This is a genomic window from Klebsiella sp. GB_Kp047 (assembly GCF_040065235.1).
Taxonomy (GTDB): Bacteria; Pseudomonadota; Gammaproteobacteria; order Enterobacterales; family Enterobacteriaceae; genus Klebsiella; species Klebsiella quasipneumoniae.
This window is the reverse complement of record NZ_JBEAJG010000011.1, coordinates 20,005-38,027: the sequence shown is the minus strand read 5'-3', so window position 1 is coordinate 38,027 and position 18,023 is coordinate 20,005. Positions and strand designations below refer to the sequence as shown.

The following is an 18,023-nucleotide window of genomic DNA, read 5'->3' as shown; positions in this document are numbered from 1 at the left end:
GGGCCCCTCATCCCGACCCTCTCCCCACAGGGGAGAGGGGGAAGGGCAGACGAGTGCGAATTCACTGACCGTGCAGAACTGTCCCCTCTCCCTTTCAGGGAGAGGGCTAGGGTGAGGGTAAAAGGCCGTACACAACCTGGGAGCAACAATGTTTACCTTTATTAAAAAAGTCATTAAGACCGGCACCGCGACGCACGCCTACCCGCTGGAGCCGATGCCGGTAGATAAAAACTTCCGCGGCAAGCCGGAGCATAACCCGCAGCAGTGTATCGGCTGCGCGGCCTGCGTGAATGCCTGCCCATCGAACGCCCTGATGGTCGAGACCGATCTGGCCACTAACCAGCTGGCGTGGCAGTTCAACCTCGGGCGCTGCATCTTCTGCGGCCGCTGCGAAGAGGTCTGCCCGACGGCGGCGATTAAGCTGTCGCCGGAGTATGAGCTGGCGGTGTGGAAGAAAGAGGATTTCCTTCAGCAGTCGCGCTTCGCTATCTGCCACTGCCGGGAGTGCCAGCGGCCGTTCGCGGTGCAAAAGGAGATCGACTACGCCATCGCGCTGCTCAAGCATAACGGCGATACCCGCGCCGAGCTGCACCGCGAAAGCTTCGAAACCTGCCCGGAATGCAAGCGCCAGAAATGTCTGGTGCCGTCCGATCGTATTGAACTGACCCGCCACATAAGGGAGGCCAGCTGATGAGCACTTTACTTGGCCCGCGCGATGAAAACGGCATTCCGGTGCCGATGACGGTGGATGAATCCATCGCCAGCATGAAGGCCTCGCTGCTGAAGAAAATCAAACGTTCCGCCTACGTTTATCGCGTCGACTGCGGCGGCTGTAACGGCTGCGAAATCGAAATCTTCGCCACCCTTTCGCCGCTGTTCGACGCTGAACGCTTCGGGATTAAGGTTGTGCCTTCGCCGCGCCATGCCGATATCCTGCTGTTTACCGGGGCGGTGACCCGCGCGATGCGCTCCCCGGCGCTGCGCGCCTGGCAGTCGGCGCCGGATCCGAAGATCTGTATCTCCTACGGCGCCTGCGGCAACAGCGGCGGCATCTTCCACGACCTGTACTGCGTCTGGGGCGGTACCGATAAAATCGTACCGGTCGATGTCTATATTCCGGGCTGCCCGCCGACGCCCGCCGCCACCCTGTACGGCTTCGCCATGGCCCTCGGCCTGCTGGAGCAGAAAATTCACGCCCGCCTGCCGGGCGAGCTTGACGAACAGCCGACCGAGCTGCTGCACGCCGATATGGTGCAACCCCTGCGGGTGCGCATCGACCGCGAAGCGCGGCGTCTGGCGGGCTATCGCTATGGCCGGCAGATTGCTGACGACTATATGCGTCTGCTCGGCCAGGGCGACAGCCAGGTGCTGCGCTGGCTGGAAGCGGAGAAAGATCCGCGTCTGACCGAGATCGTCACCCATCTCAACCAGGTGGTCGAGGGGGCGCGTATCCGATGAGCGAGACGGTGGTGTTCAGTCAGCTGAGCCGTAAATTTATTGATGAGAACGACGCCACGCCGGATCAGGCGCAGCAGGTGGTCTATTACAGCCTGGCGATTGGCCACCACCTCGGCGTTATCGACTGTCTTGAGGCGGCGCTGAGCTGCCCGTGGGAGGCGTATCTGGCGTGGATCGCCACCCTTGAGGCCGGGAGCGTCGCGCGGCGCAAAATGGAGGGCGTGCCGAAGTATGGCGAAATCGTCATCGACAGCAGCCATGTGGCGATGCTGGCCAACGCCTTTGATAAAGCGCAGTCCGCGCAGACCCCGCAGCAGCAGGCGTGGAGCAAAGCGATGCTCAGCATGCTGCATGATATTCACCAGGAGAGCGCCATCTATCTGATGGTGAGGAGATTACGTGACTGACGTTTTACTCTGTGTTGGCAACAGCATGATGGGCGACGACGGCGCCGGCCCGCTGCTGGCGGAGATGTGCGCGGCGAACCCGGCCGGCCAGTGGGTGGTCATCGACGGCGGCAGCGCGCCGGAAAACGACATCGTGGCGATCCGTGAATTACGCCCCGAACGCCTGCTGATTGTTGATGCCACCGACATGGGCCTTAACCCCGGCGACATTCGCGTCATCGACCCCGACGACATCGCCGAGATGTTTATGATGACCACCCATAACATGCCGCTCAACTATCTGGTCGATCAGCTGAAAGAGGACGTCGGCGAGGTGATCTTCCTCGGCATTCAGCCGGATATCGTCGGTTTTTATTATCCGATGACCCAGCCGGTGAAAGAGGCCGTTGCCCGGGTATACCAGCAGCTGGCAGGCTGGCAGGACCACGGCGGCTTTGCCCGGCTGGAGGCCGCAGACGATTAACCCTGCGGCGATCAGGGCTCCCCGACGGCGCACGACTGGCCTGCCGGGAGCCCCGTTACCGGCGGCGCCAGCTCAAGATTCTCTATCACTAATTTACCGGGCGACACCGAGACTCTGACCTGCGTGCCGACCGGAAATCCCGCCTGCTCCAGCCAGTCGCCGTTCAGGCTCAGGGCCGCGTGGCGGGTGTAGCGCCGCGTCTCCCGCGTTTTGCGGTTCTCATGGCGTTTTCTGACATAACCCACGGTTAACTGGCGAATGGCCCTGACGATCCCTCTGGCTGCGGGGGGATGCTGTGCGTTCATGATTTGCTCCTTGCTGAAGATACCCCTGAAAATATACTGGATAAAATACCAGTTGTTGTGAACGGGAGGCAAACCAGAAACTGGAATCAGGCTCGAGAAAAAAACATGTAATGGATGCAACAGAAAGCAGACGCCCGTCCCCCGGCCCCCGGCCAGCGCAGGGAGACGGGCGAGCGCCGGAGACGCGCTTAGTCGAGGTCGGCGCCGTTGCTGGCTATTACCTTCTGGTACCAGAAGAACGACTTTTTACGCTTGCGCGCCAGCGTGCCGTTGCCGGCGTCGTCGCGATCGACATAGACAAAGCCGTAGCGTTTGCTCATCTCGCCGGTTGACGCCGAGACCAGATCGATACAGCCCCAGCTGGTGTAACCCAGCACCGGAATACCGTCGCCGATGGCGTCGCGCATCGCCTTGATGTGCTCGCGCAGGTAGCTGATACGATAGTCGTCATTGATCTCGCCCCTGGCGTCGATCTCGTCCCGGGCGCCGAGCCCGTTTTCCACCAGGAACAGCGGCTTCTGATAGCGGTCGTACATCATGTTCATGGTGATGCGCAGACCCAGCGGGTCGATGCCCCAGCCCCATTCGCTGGCCGGAATGTGCGGGTTCTTCAGCGACTTGACGATATTGGCGGCATTGGTGTTGCTGGCGTTCATCTCCGCCGAGGCGCAGCGTGAGGCGTAGTAGCTAAAGGAGACGAAATCGACGGTGTTTTTGAGGATCTCGTCATCGCCCGGCTGCTTCGCAATGGTGACCCCCTTTTCCCGGAACACCCGCGCGGCCCACACCGGGTAGGCGCCGCGCGCCTGGACGTCAATAAAGAACAGATTTTCGCGGTCCTTCTCCAGCGCCATCCAGACATCTTCCGGCTTGCAGGAGTAAGGGTAGAAATTACCGCCCGCCAGCATGCAGCCGACCTGATTTTGCGGGTTTATCTCGTGGGCGATTTTTGTCGCCAGCGCGCTGGCCACCAGCTCGTGATGCGCGGCCTGATACTTCACCTGCTCCTGGTTTTCTCCCTCTTCAAACACCAGACCGGCGCCGGAGTAGGGGCTGTGCAGCATGATGTTGATTTCATTGAAGGTGAGCCAGTATTTCACCAGACCGTCAAAAGCTTCAAAGCAGGTGCGGGCGTAGTGGCTGAAGAAATCGACCATTTTGCGGTTGCGCCAGGAGCCGTACTCCATTACCAGGTGCATCGGCACGTCAAAATGGCACAGCGTGACCAGCGGCTCGATACCGTGCTTTTTGCACTCTTCGAACAGCGAGCGATAGAAGGCGATGCCCTGCGGATTCGGCTGCTGCTCGTCGCCGCGCGGGAACAGGCGGCTCCAGGCGATGGAGGTGCGAAAGACGCTGAACCCCATCTCCGCCATCAGGGCGATATCTTCCTTGTAGCGGTGGTAGAAATCGATCGCCTCGTGGCTGGGGTAGAATTCGTCTTCGCGAAGCGTGAAGCGCTTCTCCAGGCCTAATTTTACCGGCAGACGGTGGGCGCCGTGGGGGAGGGTATCCACGGTGGCCATCCCTTTCCCCCCTTCGCGCCATGCGCCTTCAGACTGGTTGGCGGCCAGTGCGCCGCCCCATAAAAATCCCTGTGGGAAACTCGCCATGCGTTACCTCGTTATCAATGATGTGTTCAGGCGTGGGTTGCCTGGGCCTGGGCCTGGCGCGCTCGGGCGTCGGCGGCGGCCTGTTCAACGGGAATATCTTCAAAGCCGAGGATCAGCGTCAGGGCAAACGACAGCACTACCGACAGCGCCATCACGCCAAACACCCAGACGATGGTCATTGGATTGGCTGGATCGAAAAACTGCACGCTGGTGAACAGCCCCGGCGCCGCCATCGAGTGGCTGGCCAGTCCGGCGATACCCGCCACCGCGCCGCAGATAAAGCCGCTGATCAAGCTGGCGATCAGCGGGCGTTTCAGGCGCACCGCCACGCCGTACAGCGCCGGTTCGGAAATCCCGGCCAGAATCGCCGATGCCGCGGCGGCCAGCGCCGTCTGGCGCAGTTCCGGGTTTTTGGTTTTCCACGCCACCGCCAGCGAAGAGCCGCCGAGCGACAGGTTAGCGCCGATCTCCGACGGCATTACCATGCCCTCTTTGCCGGTTTCGGCGATGGTCTGAATGATGGTCGGCGTAAAGACCCGGTGCATGCCGGTCATCACCAGCAGCGGCCACAGCCCGCCCATGATCGCCACCGACAGCCAGCCGAGATAGCTGTGGATCGTATAGACCAGCGCGGAAATGGCGCTGCCGATCCAGATGCCGAGCGGGCCAATCAGCAGGATCGCCAGCGGGGCGGCGATCAGCACGATCAGCATTGGCTTAAGGAAGTTTTTCGTCACCGCCGGGGTAATGCGATCCACCCAGCGTTCGATATACGACAGGCACCAGGTCATCACCAGCGCCGGGATCACCGTGTAGGTGTATTTCACCGCGGTCACCGGGATAAAGGCAAATTCAACGTGTTCGCCCTGAGCGGCTTTGGCCATTAATTCGATAAACCCGGGATGCACCAGCACCCCGGCGATAGCGATGGCCAGCGACATATTGGTTTTGAATTTCACCGCCGCGGAGGCGGCCACCATCAGCGGCAGGAAGAAAAATGCGCCGTCGCCGATAAGCGTCAGGAGGGTCAGCGTCGGCGAGCCTTTCGGCAACGCGCCGCTCATCTCAAGGATCATCGCCAGCAGCTTGACCATCGATCCGCCGATAATCGCCGGGATCAGCGGCGACATGGTGCCGATCAGCGCGTCAAGGATCCCGGCGCCGATGCGTTTCAGGGTGACCGGCGCTTTGCCCTGCGGCTCGACCGGGCGCAGGTCGCCGGGCAGCAGATTCACCACCTCGCGATAGGCCTGTGAGACCGTGTTGCCGATGATCACCTGGCACTGGTTATCGCTGCGCACGACGCCGAGCACCCCGGTCAGGCCTTTCAGTGTAGGGCTATCGACCTGTTCGTTGTCTTTGACCACGAAACGCAGACGAGTCATGCAGTGGGTCACGGCGACGACGTTATCGACTCCGCCTAATGCCGCGACTATCTGTTGCGCCAGGGCTGCATAATTTTTCGACATCGGATTTTATCCTGTTTATCAATAGGGTACTGATCTGTTACCGCGCCGCATCGCCGGGCGATACCATGCTTTATAGGAAACCGGTTCCACAAAATCATGGTGAGTTTCATTTGATTGCACAAGAAATAAAAAAATATGATCTCAGTTTTGTGATTTTGATCGCTAATCGTCGCGGTGAGCAGGGGAGTGCTGTAAAAGCGGGAAACGTGCAGTACACTGCCTGCAACTTTTGCAACAGGAAGAATCACATGGCAACGATGCTGGAGGTCGCTAAGCGCGCGGGGGTATCGAAGGCGACCGTGTCGCGGGTGCTGTCGGGCAACGGCTATGTCAGCCAGGAGACCAAAGACCGGGTGTTTAAGGCGGTGGCGGAGAGCGGCTACCGACCGAATCTGCTGGCGCGCAACCTGGCGACCAAAACCACGCAAACCCTCGGCCTGGTGGTGACCAATACCCTGTACCACGGCGTCTATTTCAGCGAGCTGCTGTATCAGGTGGCGCGGATGACCGAGGACCAGGGGCGGCAGCTGATCCTCGCGGATGGCAAGCACAGCGCGCAAGAGGAGCGGGAGGCGATCCAGTACCTGCTGGATCTGCGCTGCGATGCGATCATCATCTACCCGCGTTTTCTCACTGTCGACGAGATGGATGAGATCGTTGAGAACCACTCGCAGCCGATCATGGTGCTTAACCGCCGCCTGCGCCGCCACGCCAGCCACTGCGTCTGGTCCGATCAAAAAGCGTCGGCGATGCGGGTGGTGGAGCGGCTGATTGCCCTGGGCCACCGCGATATCGCTTTTATTACCGGCTCCCTTGACTCGCCCACCGGCGTTGAGCGTCTTGCCGGCTACAAAGACGCGCTGGCTGGCCACGGCATTACCCTGAACGAGGCGCTCATCGCCGAAGGGCGCTGGACGCCGGAAACCGGCGCGGCGGCAGTGGAGAGCCTGCGTCAGCGCGGGGTGACCTACAGCGCGCTGGTGGCAAGCAATGACGATATGGCCATCGGGGCGATGAAGCAGCTTCACCAGCTGGGCATTAAGGTGCCGGAGCAGGTCTCGGTGGTGGGGTTTGACGATATTGTGCTGGCGCCGTACATGGTGCCGTCGCTCGCCAGCGTCCGGGTGCCGGTGACGGAGATGATTAAAGAGAGCATTAATCGCCTGATATTTATGCTCGATGGCGGGGAATTCAATGTTCAGCAGAGCTTCCCAGGGGCGCTGATCGAGCGTGAGTCGCTGGTGGCGGGTCCCTGCGCCTGACGTCGTCAGCTGTCATCGTCACTACTGACGATGACAGCGCATCACCGATTAAAATCTATTTATTATCAATAATATAAGAATTGGAACGTATTATGCATACTCCGGCGCCTAACCCTCTTACTGCTGGAGAAATGGATGAACCGTTTCATTATCGCCGATGCGAGCAAATGCATCGGCTGTCGCACTTGCGAAGTGGCCTGCGTGGTGTCCCATCAGGAACATCAGGACTGCGCCTCCCTGACGCCGCACACCTTTCAGCCGCGTATTCATGTGATAAAAGGGGTCAATGTCTCCACGGCCACCGCCTGCCGTCAGTGTGAGGACGCCCCCTGCGCCAACGTCTGCCCGAACGGCGCTATCAGTCGCGATAAAGGCTTTGTTCACGTGATGCAGGAGCGCTGCATCGGCTGCAAAACCTGTGTCGTCGCCTGCCCGTACGGGGCGATGGAGGTAGTGGTGCGGCCGGTGATCCGCCATAGCGGCGCCGGACTGAACGTCGTGGCGGAAAAAGCCGAAGCCAACAAGTGCGATCTCTGCTTCCACCGCGACAGCGGCCCGGCCTGCATGGAGGTCTGCCCGACGCACGCCCTGGTCTGCGTAGACCGCAACAAGCTGGAGCAGATGAACCAAGAGAAACGTCGCCGCACGGCGCTGGCCTGGTAACCTTTGGCATGAACGGGGTGCAAATCCGCATTCGCGGTAAGGTGCAGGGGGTGGGGTTCCGCCCCTTTGTCTGGCAGCTGGCTCAGAGGCAGGCTCGCTGCGGCGATGTCTGTAACGACGGCGAGGGCGTTCTGGTGCGGCTGGCCGGAGGCGATGACGGTTTTACTGCCGCCCTCGCTGCCCACTGCCCGCCGCTGGCGCGAGTCGACAGCGCCGACTGCGCCCCTTATTGCTGGGCGGCTCCGCCGCAGGGCTTCACCATCCGCGAGAGCGGGGCGGGGCGGATGCGCACCCAGATCGTGCCCGATGCCGCGACCTGCCCGGCGTGCCTCGCGGAGATGAATGATCCCCGGGCGCGCCGCTATCGCTACCCCTTTATCAACTGCACCCACTGCGGGCCGCGGTTGACCATCATTCGTGCCATGCCTTACGACCGGCCTTTTACCGCGATGGCGCCGTTTCCGCTCTGTCCGCCCTGCGAGGCGGAATACCGCGATCCCGCCGATCGCCGCTTTCACGCCCAGCCGGTGGCCTGCCCCGACTGCGGGCCGCGGCTGGAGTGGCGGGCCCAGGGTGAAGTGCGGCGCGGCGAGGCGGCGCTGCAGGCGGCTATCGCCCGGCTGGCGGCGGGCGACATCGTGGCGATAAAAGGCGTCGGCGGCTTTCATCTGGCCTGCGACGCCGGCAACCCCGCTGCTGTTGCCACGCTGCGGGCGAGGAAACACCGTCCGGCGAAACCGCTGGCGGTGATGCTGCCCTCTGCGGCGGGGTTACCTGCCGACGCCGTGGCGCTGATGGACTCCCCGGCGGCGCCCATCGTACTTATTAGCAAAGCGCAGGTCTCCGGCCTGTGCGACGAGATTGCGCCAGGGCTTGCGGAAGTTGGGGTGATGCTGCCGTCTAATCCGCTGCAGCATTTGCTTCTGCAGGCGCTGGCGCGCCCTATCGTGATGACCTCCGGCAACCTTAGCGGCCGCCCGCCGGCGTTAAGTAATACTGAAGCACTCAACGACTTAGCCGACATCGCCGACGGCTTTTTGCTGCATAACCGCGACATCGTGCAGCGGCTGGATGATTCTCTGGTGCGCTCGAGCGGAGAAATGCTGCGCCGCGCCCGGGGCTATGTCCCGGATGCGCTGCCGCTGCCGCCGGGTCTGGACAAGGTGCCGCCGCTGCTGGCGCTGGGCGCGGACATGAAAAACACCTTCTGCCTGGCGCGCGGGGGCGAAGCGGTTCTCAGCCAGCACTTCGGCGATCTTGGCGAGGAGGGCGTCGAGCAGCAGTGGCGCAGCGCGCTGCAGCTGATGCAGAACATCTTCGCCTTTGCGCCGCAGCGGGTGGTGGTTGACGCCCATCCTGGCTATCGATCGACGCAGTGGGGAGCGGCTCTGCCGCTGCCGGTGGAGACCGTGCTGCATCACCATGCTCACGCTGCGGCGTGCCTGGCAGAGCACCGCTGGCCGCTCGACGGCGGAGACGTTATCGCCCTGATCCTCGACGGAATCGGCATGGGGGAGAACGGCGCGCTATGGGGAGGGGAGTGCCTGCGGGTTAACTATCGCCAGTGCGAACATCTCGGCGGGCTGCCGGCTGTCGCCCTGCCGGGCGGCGACCTGGCGGCGCGTCAGCCGTGGCGTAATCTGCTGGCTCAGTGCCTGGCTTTTGTCCCTGACTGGCAGGATTACCCGCAGACCGGCACGCTGCGCCAGCGCAACTGGCCGCTGCTGGCGCAGGCCATCGACCGCGGTATTAACGCGCCGCGCGCCTCGTCCTGCGGACGGCTGTTTGATGCCGTCGCCTGCGCGCTGGACTGCGCCCCGGAGAGCCTGAGCTATGAGGGGGAGGCGGCCTGTCGGCTGGAGGCGCTGGCCGCCAGCTGCCCCGGCGTCAGCCATCCGGTCACGCTGCCGTGGCGCGGCAATGCGCTGGACCTGGCCACCTTCTGGCGACAGTGGCTGCGCTGGCAGGCGAGCCCGGCGCAAAAAGCCTGGGCATTTCATGACGCCCTGGCCTGCGGACTGGCGGCGATGGCCCGCGACTGTGCGACTGCCCGCGGCATCGACACGATTGTCTGCAGCGGTGGGGTGCTGCATAACCGTCTGCTGGCGGCGCGATTGACCTTTTATCTGGCGGATTTTACTCTGCTGTTTGCGCAGCAGTTGCCGGCCGGCGACGGCGCAATCGCCTATGGTCAGGCGGTGATCGCCGCCGCTCGCGTTCAGGCTCAAGGAACACAACAATGATAATGACAGTTTTACGCCAGCAGCCGCGCGCCGCGGGCCTGGTGTTGGGGTTGATCGCGGCGAACTTACTGGCCTGGTGCTGGGCGCTGCAGGCCTTTGGCGACAGCGGCGCGCTAATGGCCGCCAGCCTGCTGGCCTGGGGCTACGGCCTGCGCCACGCAGTGGACGCCGATCATATCGCGGCGATTGATAACGTCACCCGCAAGATGATGCAGCAGGGGCGGCGGCCCTTCGCCGTCGGGGCCTGGTTCTCGCTGGGCCACTCGTCGATTGTGGTGCTGGCCTCGGCAGCGATTGCCGCTACCGCCACGGCCTTCAGCGCGCAGATGAACTGGCTGCACGACACCGGTAGCGTCATCGGCACCGCTGTGTCGGCGCTGTTTCTGCTGGCGATGGCCTTTATCAACCTGGTGATATTGCGCAGCGTCTGGCGTAGCTTTCGGGCGTGGAAGCGGGGTGAGCCGTTGAGCGACGAGATCGTCAGCGGCGGGGTGATGAGCTGGCTGTTTGGCAAAACCTTTCGTCTGGTCAGCCGTAGCTGGCAGATGTACCTGGTCGGTTTCCTGTTCGGCCTCGGGTTTGATACCGCCACCGAAATCGGCGTGCTGGGCATCTCCGCCGCCGGCGCGTCGAGCGGGATTTCCGTCTGGTCGATTATGGTCTTCCCGGCGCTGTTCGCCAGCGGCATGGCGCTGGTGGACACCCTCGATAACGTGCTGATGGTCGGCGCCTACGGCTGGGCGTTCAGCAAGCCGCAGCGCAAGCTTTACTACAACATGACCATCACCGGCACTTCGGTGGTGGTGGCGCTGTTTATCGGCGGCCTGGAAGCGCTGGGTCTGCTGATGGATAAGTTTGCTCTCAGCGGCGGAATATGGCGCTGGGTAGGGGCGTTAAACGACAACCTCGGCGACGCCGGGTTTGTGGTGGTCGGGCTGTTTGTCGCCTGTTGGGCGCTGTCGGTGCTCAATTATCGCTGGCGCGGCTACGATAATCTGGCGCGTTAGGTTCAGCATTTTCCCGGCTTGCGCTGCGCTAAGCCGGGCGATCATCACTCTCTGGCGGCGCTTCTCTGCGCAGGTTCCCACCGGTCGTCACGAACCATCGCTCTACGTTAATCAGCTCACTTATTTAACTCATTGAAAAATTATTATTTTTATCAAATCTTCATTTCTCTTCGTTTTAACGACCCGCAGCATCTGTGATTCACCTCTTATTTACATCATTTAAACCATTCGTTAACTGGATAAAAACACGGCAGCCTCGTTATAGTAGTTTTGTAAAATAAAACACTGTTGTACAGGGTAAAACAAAACGAGGTATTCATGGAGATCGTTACCGCGCCGCACCTTGCGGTCAGAAACGAGTGGCTTGCGTTACATCGTGAAGCGCCATTACAACCCGAGCTGCCCATCATTGATGCGCATCATCATCTTTGGGATCGGCAAACCGGCCGCTATCTCACCCATGAGTTCAGCGACGATATCCAGACCTCAGGGCATCGCGTTGTCTCATCGGTCTACGTGCAATGCCGCTCCATGTTGCGTCGCGACGGGCCGGAGACGCTTAAACCGCTTGGTGAAATCGAGTTTGCCAGCGGTATCGCCGCGATGTTCGCCAGCGGACATTATGCAAACGCGCTCGGATGCGAAGCCGTCATCGGCGGCCTTAGCTTGCTGGCGGGCGATGCGATGCAGCCTGCCATCGAGAGCGCGATAGCGTTATCCGGCGGGCGGCTGCGTGGGATGCGCAATCCGTTGGCCTGGCATCCCGATCCGCGGGTCACGTCCAGCCCGGTTACGCCACCGCCAGGACTGGCGCTGAGCGATCCGTTCCATCGGGGCGCTCTCTGCCTTGCGAAAAATGGATTGTCGCTTGATGTGTGGGTTTACCACACGCAACTGGATGAAATTGCCGAGCTGGCGCGGTACATACCAACGCTTCAGATTGTGCTCGATCACTGTGGCGGGCCAGTCGGCGTTGGACCCTATTCAGAACGGGATCCAGACATGTTTCAGCAGTGGCGAAACAGTATGCGACATCTGGCGGAACTGCCGAACGTATGCGTAAAAATTAGCGGATTTGGTATGACGGTCAGGGGATTTCCCTTCGCAGCGGCAGAAACACCGCCGGATTCGCAAATGCTGGCACAGGCCTGGCAACCGTGGTTTGAGACCATCGTTTCGCTTTTCGGTGCGGAACGCTGCATGTTCGCCAGCAACTTTCCGGTCGATAAAGGCATGTTCAGCTACGGCGTTTTCTGGAACGCCTGCAAACGCCTGGCGCAACAGATGTCCCCTGGCGAACAGGCGCAGTTGTTCTGGCGCACTGCCGCAACCTGTTATCGGTTAACCTCTGTGGAGAAGATCAATGACCAGTAAAAGCGAGCTGAATCAATTTACTGCGACTAAAGCGACGCCTGACACATTGCCACAGCGCGTTGCTGAGAGGCGGACGCTGGCGCTGGGCGGCCTTGGCTGGACATTTGAAAGCTATGACTCCTTTCTGCTTTCATTGCTGTTGCCAGTACTGGGCGTGGTGTTCGGTATTAATAAAACCGAGCTTGGGCTGTTTATCAGCGTCACGGCCGGGGGGCAGATTATTGGCGGGATCCTGTTTGGTTTTATCGCCGACAAAATTGGCCGTGTAAAAACGGCGCTGACCTGTATCGCCATCTATTCACTCTTTTCCGGCCTGCTAGCCTTTACGCACGATCAACAACATTTCGCGCTGTTACGTTTTTGCGGCGCGCTGGGTATGGGCGGAATGTGGACATCGGGCGCGGCGCTGATTGCGGAAACCTGGCGGCCAGAGCGGCGCGCGCGCGGCGGCGCGCTGATGCAAATGGGGTTGCCCGTTGGCGCGATTCTGGCCATCAGCCTGACGGCAATCGTCAGCTCGGTTAATGGCGGCCTGGAGCAGGGGGCATGGCGCTATCTGTTTATGATCGGCGCGCTGCCGGTGTTCATTATGAGCGTGGTGGCCTGGTTCACACCGGAATCGCAGGTTTGGCTTGCTCGTCAACAGGCGAAGGCGACGAGTAGTCAACCTGCCGCGAAGCTGGGGAAACACAATCTGCGAGGTCTGCTGCTGGCCTTTGTCTTTATCTTTTTTATTCAGTATCTGTTCTGGGGCGTATTTACCTGGACACCCACCTATCTGCGAGAAGTCAAACACCTGGATTTTCTGCACAGTCTGAAATTTGTACTTGCGCTGCAGGCTGGGGCCATCGCGGGGTTTCTGGTGTTTTCGGTGCTGGCGGATAAGTGGGGACGCCGTCCAATGTTCCTGATTTATCTGTTAACGGGCGCGATTGCCGTCGCGCTTTACCTTGTGACCACTCAACCCATCATTCTGATGGTGGCGATTTTCATGGCCGGTTTCGGGGTTAACGGTATTTTTGCGGGCTCCGGACCCTTCCTGGCGGAAATCATCGGGGACACCTCTTCCCGGGGCTTCCTGATGGGGCTCGCCTATAACGGAGGCCGTCTGGGCGGATTTATTGCGCCGCTACTGATTGGCGCTGTCGCCAATGCCGGCGGTTTCACCGCGGGACTGGCGACGACCGTGGTTGCTTTCCTTGCGGCGATGCTGGTGGTGTGGCGAGCGCCGGAAACCAGAGGCATCAAGCTGAAGTAACGTATTTCATCTCTACATCGTTTTCCTGATAAACATAATGAAACCCTGCGAGGAAACCATGACCGATCAATTACCGAACCGCGCGACCGATAACGACGCGCTGGAAAAAGAGACCATGCGGCGGGTTATCTGGCGCATCCTTCCGTTCCTGGTGGTGAGCTACCTGGTGTCGATTATTGACCGGGGCAATATAGGTATGGCTGCGCTGCAGATGAATGAGGATCTGGGGCTAAGTAAGGCGGCTTTTGGTTTCGCCAGCAGTTTGTATTTTGTCGCCTACTTTATTTTTGAAGTACCCAGCAATCTGGCGATGCAGAAGGTGGGGGCACGCTTGTGGCTGCCGCGCATTATGATTAGCTGGGGCGTGGTATCGATGTGTATGGCGCTGGTGCAAAATACCACCTCACTGTATATCGTCCGTTTTTTACTGGGCGCCGCCGAAGCGGGCTTCTTTCCGGGCGTGGTGCTCTATCTTACCTGGTGGATCCCGTCGCGCTACCGTGCGCGTATCATTGCCTCTTTTATGGTGGCCATTCCGCTGGCTAACTTTATCGGTTCACCGCTTTCAGGGTTGATCCTGACCCTGGATGGCTGGTTAGGGCTGCGTGGCTGGCATCTGTTATTCATTATTGAAGGGCTGCCGGCGGTACTGCTGGGAATAGCCGCGTTTTTTATTCTGCGCGACCGCCCTCACCAGGCTGGCTGGTTAACCGAGCGGCAAAAAACGTGGCTGGAAAACACCCTTCAGGCAGAGCGGCAACAGCAGACACAGATCGGCCACACCACGACATGGCAACTGTTGAAGCATCGCCAGATCTGGCTTATGGCGCTGATTTACGCTGGCGCTTCTTCTGCCGGCACCACGCTAAGCGTCTGGTCTCCACAGCTGCTGAAGTCGTTCCATCTTGATAACCTGACCACCGGGCTGCTGAATGCCATCCCCTATGGCCTGGCCTCGGTGCTGATGATTGTATGGGGACGCAGTTCGGACCGGAATAATGAACGCCGCTGGCACACGGCCCTTGCCCTCTTTATGATTGCGGCTGGCGTGTTCGCGGCATTTATCAATCTATCGCTGCCGGCCACCATTATGATCCTCAGTACCATACTGATTGGCGCATATGCGGCGAAGGGCCCCTTCTGGGCGCTGGCATCGGGCTGGATGAGCAGCACGTCAGCTGCCGCCGGGCTGGCGGCCATCGGCGCGATCGCCAACCTGATTGGCGGCGCGGTGATGGTGAATGCCTATGGCATTATTAGCGAACGGACAGGAAGCTATACGCTGGCGATGCTGCCGCTGGCCGTCTTGTGTCTGGCAGGCGGCATTGCGGTGCTGGCGATGGGGCGCCGTTACTCGCAGTCTGCCAGGCAGGAAAAACAGGTGACCCATTAATAAGCAAAGGCGGGATTTTTCCCGCCTTCTCAGCAAAGCTACTCTTTCACACCGTAAAACGTTTCGCAGAAAGGCTTGCTGGCCCCTAGCTTGAGCGACAGGCGGTTGGCCGTCTCCTGCATGAGCTGGCTGATGCCGCTCGTTTTACGATCTTCCGTCAGACGCGATGCCGGCCCGGTCAGGGCCAGCGCCGCGATCAGTTTATCGTGGACGCCAAAAACAGGCATTGCGAAGGCCGCAGTGTGCGGGTCGCGCGCGCCGGAGGTATAGAACGGCAGCGTCGACTCGTCTTCCGGCAACGATTCACCCAATCCCCAGTGGCGTAAAACCTTGCTGATAGCGGAACCATCCAGCGGGAACTGGCTGCCGGGCAGGTTGCTGTGGCGTAATCCCTGGGAGGCTTCGGCGCGGAACAGGCACAGGCGTTGCCCACCCTCAATCACATACCAGCTTGCGCTTTCGCTGGAGGCCTGCGACAGCGCCTGCAATTCCGGCTGTACGACTCTGGCAAGTTCAAATGATTGCTCATAGAGCTTGCCGAGATAGAGCAAACGGTGGCCGAGCGTATAGGTGCCATCGTCGTGCCGGATGATGTAGTTCATTCGCTCAAGCGAATTCATCAGGCGATAAACGGTTGTTTTGTGATATCCCGAAAGCTGGGCCAGCTCGGTTAACGTCAGACTGTCATTACCGGGACGGAAGCAGTCAAGTAAAGCCAGCGCCTTTTCAACGGCAATTACGCCTTCATTCCCCATCATGTTCTCCTTTTTGCCGACCAAAATTGTACCTGAATTTTGTGAGTAACTTCGTGTTTACATCACAAACAACTTCGCAACACTGGCGAAAAGCGACGCAATGCTCGTATAGTTGTTTTATATAGTACACACAAGTTGTACCTAGTAAAACAAATGGAGAGTCACCATGCCTGCTTCACAACAGAAACTCATCAATCTTGATATTGCGCGTGTTGACGCGGAAGAGGTCCGTCAGGCTGCCGAATTTCAGGCCGCCATCCTGGCTGACGTAGCCGGACGCCGTGGCACATTACATGGCCGCATCAAGCCGCTGGCGCCGCATATGACGGTTGCCGGGCCGGCGATTACCGTAGAGGTACGCCCAGGGGATAATCTGGCTATTCACGCCGCAATGGCCGTCGCCAAACCTGGCGACGTGCTGGTCATCGACGGGAAGGGCGATCTCTCCTGCGCGCTGCTGGGAGAGATCATGGCAACGCAGGCGCAGGCCAGCGGTATCGCCGGGATCGTCATCGATGGCGCTGTTCGTGATGCGGAAACCTTAAGTAAACAACGCTTTCCGGTTTTCGCAGCCGGCCTGAATCCGTGCGGCCCCACCAAGTTCATTCCTGGCCGGGTCAATCATGCCATTTCGGTCGGTGGCGCCGCGGTGCAGGCAGGTGACTTAGTGGTAGGGGATATTGACGGCGTGGTTGTTATCCCGCGCGATGAAGTCCGCACTATCATCGAGCTGGCGAAAGGTAAACTGGAAATGGAATCAAAACGTCTGGTTGCTATCCGCGACGGCGACCTTCGTCCGCACTGGCTGGAGAGCGCTCTGCGTCAGGCGGGGATGCTGAGCGAAGGGGAGACACTGCCATGAGCGCTAAAAATGTCATACTGATTACCGGCAGCGATTTGGCTGACGCGGCGCTGGGGATGCTGGAAGATTACGAACTTGTCTTTGCCGGCCGCCAGCCTACAGAGGCCCAGCTGATCGCGCTGTGCCAGCAGCACAATCCCGTCGCCATCCTGGTGCGCTATGGCCACATCACTGCCGCCGTTATGGATGCCGCCCCTGCATTGAAGGTGATTGCCAAACATGGCAGCGGCATCGATGTCATTGACGTTGAGGCGGCTGCCGCACGCGGCATTCTGGTTCGCGCGGCGACCGGGGCGAATGCCGCCGCGGTTTCCGAACACACCTGGGCGTTAATTCTGGCCTGTGCTAAGTCGGTCATTCCGCTTGATCGCCGCCTGCGCGAAGGGCACTGGGATAAATCAACGCATAAATCGCTTGAGCTTGAGGGCAGAACGCTGGGACTCATCGGCCTCGGCGCCATTGGCAGCCGGGTGGCGAAGATTGCCTGTGCCTTTGGCATGAAGGTTCTGGCTTACGATCCCTATGCGAAAGCGGTTCCGCCGGAATGTGAACGTGTTGCTGAACTTAGCGAGCTGCTCATGCAGGCCGATGTGCTGTCGCTTCATTGCCCTTTGACGCAACAAAACAGGGGAATGATCAATGCCGCCACGCTGGCGCAGTGTAAGCCGGGCGCCATCCTCGTGAATACCGCGCGCGGCGGGTTGATTGACGATGCGGCGCTGGCCGCGGCATTAAAAGCGGGGACCTTGCGCTGGGCGGCGCTTGACAGCTTTAATAGTGAACCATTAACCACGCCGCATATCTGGCAGGCGATCGATAATGTCATTCTCTCTCCGCATGTGGGCGGCGTTAGCGATGCCTCTTACGTGAAAATGGGGACCGCCGCCGCGGCCAACATTCTGCAGGTGCTGCAGGAGTTGGCTCAGACAGAAACAACGTATTAAGTGTTAACCGAACCTGCGCTCCCGGTTAATTATTCTGCCCTTATGCACTTACGGGCGGCGTCCGCAGGCCGGGTAAGCGTAGCGCCAGCCGGCGAAATTAACGCGCAACAGGCTGCGTGGGAGGTAATCAACGCTTGCCCGGCGGCGCTGCGCTTGCGCGGGCCTACAATGTTTGAGCTTACGGGTTACATCCGTAGGCCGGGTAAGCGTAGCGCCACCCGGCAAAATAACCGCGCAACAGGGCTGCGTGGGAGGTAATCAATGCTTGCCCGGCGGCGCTGCGTGTATTGCAGATACGGTTATCGGAATGCCACTTTGTCACTCCGGCAACAGCGTCTGTCGCCTGTAACTTCAGCGTACATTGCGCTCCCGGTTAATCTTCTGCGTTATGTCTTTCATGGCGCAGGGAGCGCACAGGGGGCGGCCAGTCGCCGCCGCCCCCTGTACCCCCGGGCTCCGGCCAGCAAAATCGCCGCTGCGCGGTCCCTTCGACTTATCCCTGCAGGCTTCGGGTCGGGCCGAGGCAGCGTCCGTGCAAAACACGGCC

The 18,023-nt window shown here is 60.2% G+C and carries 17 protein-coding genes; 13 read left to right on the top strand and 4 right to left on the bottom strand.

What is annotated here, in order from left to right; translation table 11 throughout:
* Window positions 1-148: 148 nt before the first annotated feature.
* Genes ABLV76_RS07235 through hycI form a run of 4 tightly spaced genes read left to right on the top strand, consistent with a single transcriptional unit; the run spans window position 149 to window position 2,328 of the window.
* Window positions 149-691 carry a formate hydrogenlyase complex iron-sulfur subunit gene (locus ABLV76_RS07235; RefSeq protein WP_048325491.1) on the top strand — a complete coding sequence of 181 codons (543 nt, stop codon included), beginning with the start codon at window positions 149-151 and terminating at the stop codon, window positions 689-691.
* On the top strand, window positions 691-1,458 hold the full coding sequence (locus ABLV76_RS07230; RefSeq protein WP_002914891.1) for an NADH-quinone oxidoreductase subunit B family protein: 768 nt from the start codon (window positions 691-693) through the stop codon (window positions 1,456-1,458). The genes ABLV76_RS07235 and ABLV76_RS07230 overlap by 1 nt, the downstream gene beginning before the upstream one ends.
* Window positions 1,455-1,865, top strand: a complete 411-nt coding sequence (locus tag ABLV76_RS07225; RefSeq protein WP_043520704.1) for a formate hydrogenlyase maturation HycH family protein — start codon at window positions 1,455-1,457, stop codon at window positions 1,863-1,865. Before ABLV76_RS07230 ends, ABLV76_RS07225 begins: the two co-directional genes overlap by 4 nt.
* Window positions 1,858-2,328, top strand: a complete 471-nt coding sequence (gene hycI, locus ABLV76_RS07220) for a hydrogenase maturation peptidase HycI (RefSeq protein WP_064178261.1) — start codon at window positions 1,858-1,860, stop codon at window positions 2,326-2,328. Before ABLV76_RS07225 ends, hycI begins: the two co-directional genes overlap by 8 nt.
* 11 nt (window positions 2,329-2,339) lie before the next feature.
* On the opposite strand, the gene ABLV76_RS07215 is transcribed toward hycI, so the two are convergent.
* The 3 genes from ABLV76_RS07215 to ascF all read right to left on the bottom strand — a co-directional run bounded on the left by ABLV76_RS07215 (window position 2,340) and on the right by ascF (window position 5,715).
* Entirely contained in the window at window positions 2,340-2,633 is a 294-nt protein-coding gene (locus ABLV76_RS07215) for a SymE family type I addiction module toxin (protein WP_064178262.1), read from the bottom strand.
* A gap of 188 nt (window positions 2,634-2,821) precedes the next feature.
* The gene (locus ABLV76_RS07210) at window positions 2,822-4,246 is read right to left on the bottom strand and encodes a 6-phospho-beta-glucosidase (RefSeq protein ID WP_023318986.1); all 1,425 of its coding nucleotides are present in this window, start codon (window positions 4,244-4,246) and stop codon (window positions 2,822-2,824) included.
* A 26-nt stretch (window positions 4,247-4,272) separates the two neighbouring features.
* Window positions 4,273-5,715 (bottom strand): PTS cellobiose/arbutin/salicin transporter subunit IIBC, encoded by a 1,443-nt coding sequence (ascF, locus tag ABLV76_RS07205; RefSeq protein ID WP_048295440.1) that lies wholly within the window; start codon window positions 5,713-5,715, stop codon window positions 4,273-4,275.
* Between the two features lie 248 nt (window positions 5,716-5,963).
* Here ascF and ABLV76_RS07200 point away from each other — a divergent pair, with 248 nt between their 5' ends.
* From ABLV76_RS07200 to ABLV76_RS07170, 7 genes are all read left to right on the top strand, one after another.
* Window positions 5,964-6,977 carry a LacI family DNA-binding transcriptional regulator gene (locus ABLV76_RS07200; protein ID WP_004205657.1) on the top strand — a complete coding sequence of 338 codons (1,014 nt, stop codon included), beginning with the start codon at window positions 5,964-5,966 and terminating at the stop codon, window positions 6,975-6,977.
* A 135-nt stretch (window positions 6,978-7,112) separates the two neighbouring features.
* Window positions 7,113-7,640 carry an electron transport protein HydN gene (gene hydN, locus ABLV76_RS07195; protein ID WP_004205658.1) on the top strand — a complete coding sequence of 176 codons (528 nt, stop codon included), beginning with the start codon at window positions 7,113-7,115 and terminating at the stop codon, window positions 7,638-7,640.
* A gap of 8 nt (window positions 7,641-7,648) precedes the next feature.
* A complete protein-coding gene (gene hypF / locus ABLV76_RS07190) occupies window positions 7,649-9,883 on the top strand; it encodes a carbamoyltransferase HypF (RefSeq protein WP_114508398.1) in 2,235 nt (744 codons plus the stop codon).
* A complete protein-coding gene (locus ABLV76_RS07185; protein WP_348878242.1) occupies window positions 9,880-10,890 on the top strand; it encodes a HoxN/HupN/NixA family nickel/cobalt transporter in 1,011 nt (336 codons plus the stop codon). Before hypF ends, ABLV76_RS07185 begins: the two co-directional genes overlap by 4 nt.
* Window positions 10,891-11,208: 318 nt before the next feature.
* Window positions 11,209-12,264: an amidohydrolase family protein gene (locus ABLV76_RS07180; RefSeq protein ID WP_004205661.1), complete on the top strand. Its 1,056-nt coding sequence runs from the start codon at window positions 11,209-11,211 to the stop codon at window positions 12,262-12,264.
* Entirely contained in the window at window positions 12,254-13,522 is a 1,269-nt protein-coding gene (locus tag ABLV76_RS07175; RefSeq protein ID WP_043520692.1) for an MFS transporter, read from the top strand. Before ABLV76_RS07180 ends, ABLV76_RS07175 begins: the two co-directional genes overlap by 11 nt.
* A gap of 58 nt (window positions 13,523-13,580) precedes the next feature.
* Window positions 13,581-14,915 carry an MFS transporter gene (locus ABLV76_RS07170; protein WP_017899642.1) on the top strand — a complete coding sequence of 445 codons (1,335 nt, stop codon included), beginning with the start codon at window positions 13,581-13,583 and terminating at the stop codon, window positions 14,913-14,915.
* A 38-nt stretch (window positions 14,916-14,953) separates the two neighbouring features.
* Here ABLV76_RS07170 and ABLV76_RS07165 read toward each other — a convergent pair whose 3' ends face one another.
* Window positions 14,954-15,670, bottom strand: coding sequence for an IclR family transcriptional regulator (locus ABLV76_RS07165; RefSeq protein WP_048325482.1), 717 nt, complete (start codon window positions 15,668-15,670; stop codon window positions 14,954-14,956).
* A 166-nt stretch (window positions 15,671-15,836) separates the two neighbouring features.
* On the opposite strand from ABLV76_RS07165, the gene ABLV76_RS07160 reads away from it, so the two are divergent.
* Both ABLV76_RS07160 and ABLV76_RS07155 read left to right on the top strand, forming a co-directional pair.
* Window positions 15,837-16,532 (top strand): hypothetical protein, encoded by a 696-nt coding sequence (locus ABLV76_RS07160; RefSeq protein WP_004205665.1) that lies wholly within the window; start codon window positions 15,837-15,839, stop codon window positions 16,530-16,532.
* Window positions 16,529-17,476 (top strand): hydroxyacid dehydrogenase, encoded by a 948-nt coding sequence (locus ABLV76_RS07155; protein WP_004205666.1) that lies wholly within the window; start codon window positions 16,529-16,531, stop codon window positions 17,474-17,476. Before ABLV76_RS07160 ends, ABLV76_RS07155 begins: the two co-directional genes overlap by 4 nt.
* Window positions 17,477-18,023 lie beyond the last annotated feature (547 nt).

Bases quoted from the DNA above. Each gene is read 5' to 3' on its own strand.
- hydN (WP_004205658.1), top strand. From the start codon at position 7,113: ATGAACCGTTTCATTATCGCCGATGCGAGCAAATGCATCGGCTGTCGC.
- ABLV76_RS07175 (WP_043520692.1), top strand. From the start codon at position 12,254: ATGACCAGTAAAAGCGAGCTGAATCAATTTACTGCGACTAAAGCGACG.
- ABLV76_RS07185 (WP_348878242.1), top strand. From the start codon at position 9,880: ATGATAATGACAGTTTTACGCCAGCAGCCGCGCGCCGCGGGCCTGGTG.
- ABLV76_RS07230 (WP_002914891.1), top strand. From the start codon at position 691: ATGAGCACTTTACTTGGCCCGCGCGATGAAAACGGCATTCCGGTGCCG.
- ABLV76_RS07235 (WP_048325491.1), top strand. From the start codon at position 149: ATGTTTACCTTTATTAAAAAAGTCATTAAGACCGGCACCGCGACGCAC.
- ABLV76_RS07210 (WP_023318986.1), bottom strand. From the start codon at position 4,246: ATGGCGAGTTTCCCACAGGGATTTTTATGGGGCGGCGCACTGGCCGCC.
- hypF (WP_114508398.1), top strand. From the start codon at position 7,649: ATGAACGGGGTGCAAATCCGCATTCGCGGTAAGGTGCAGGGGGTGGGG.
- ascF (WP_048295440.1), bottom strand. From the start codon at position 5,715: ATGTCGAAAAATTATGCAGCCCTGGCGCAACAGATAGTCGCGGCATTA.
- ABLV76_RS07170 (WP_017899642.1), top strand. From the start codon at position 13,581: ATGACCGATCAATTACCGAACCGCGCGACCGATAACGACGCGCTGGAA.
- ABLV76_RS07200 (WP_004205657.1), top strand. From the start codon at position 5,964: ATGGCAACGATGCTGGAGGTCGCTAAGCGCGCGGGGGTATCGAAGGCG.
- ABLV76_RS07165 (WP_048325482.1), bottom strand. From the start codon at position 15,670: ATGGGGAATGAAGGCGTAATTGCCGTTGAAAAGGCGCTGGCTTTACTT.
- ABLV76_RS07155 (WP_004205666.1), top strand. From the start codon at position 16,529: ATGAGCGCTAAAAATGTCATACTGATTACCGGCAGCGATTTGGCTGAC.
- ABLV76_RS07160 (WP_004205665.1), top strand. From the start codon at position 15,837: ATGCCTGCTTCACAACAGAAACTCATCAATCTTGATATTGCGCGTGTT.
- ABLV76_RS07225 (WP_043520704.1), top strand. From the start codon at position 1,455: ATGAGCGAGACGGTGGTGTTCAGTCAGCTGAGCCGTAAATTTATTGAT.
- ABLV76_RS07180 (WP_004205661.1), top strand. From the start codon at position 11,209: ATGGAGATCGTTACCGCGCCGCACCTTGCGGTCAGAAACGAGTGGCTT.
- ABLV76_RS07215 (WP_064178262.1), bottom strand. From the start codon at position 2,633: ATGAACGCACAGCATCCCCCCGCAGCCAGAGGGATCGTCAGGGCCATT.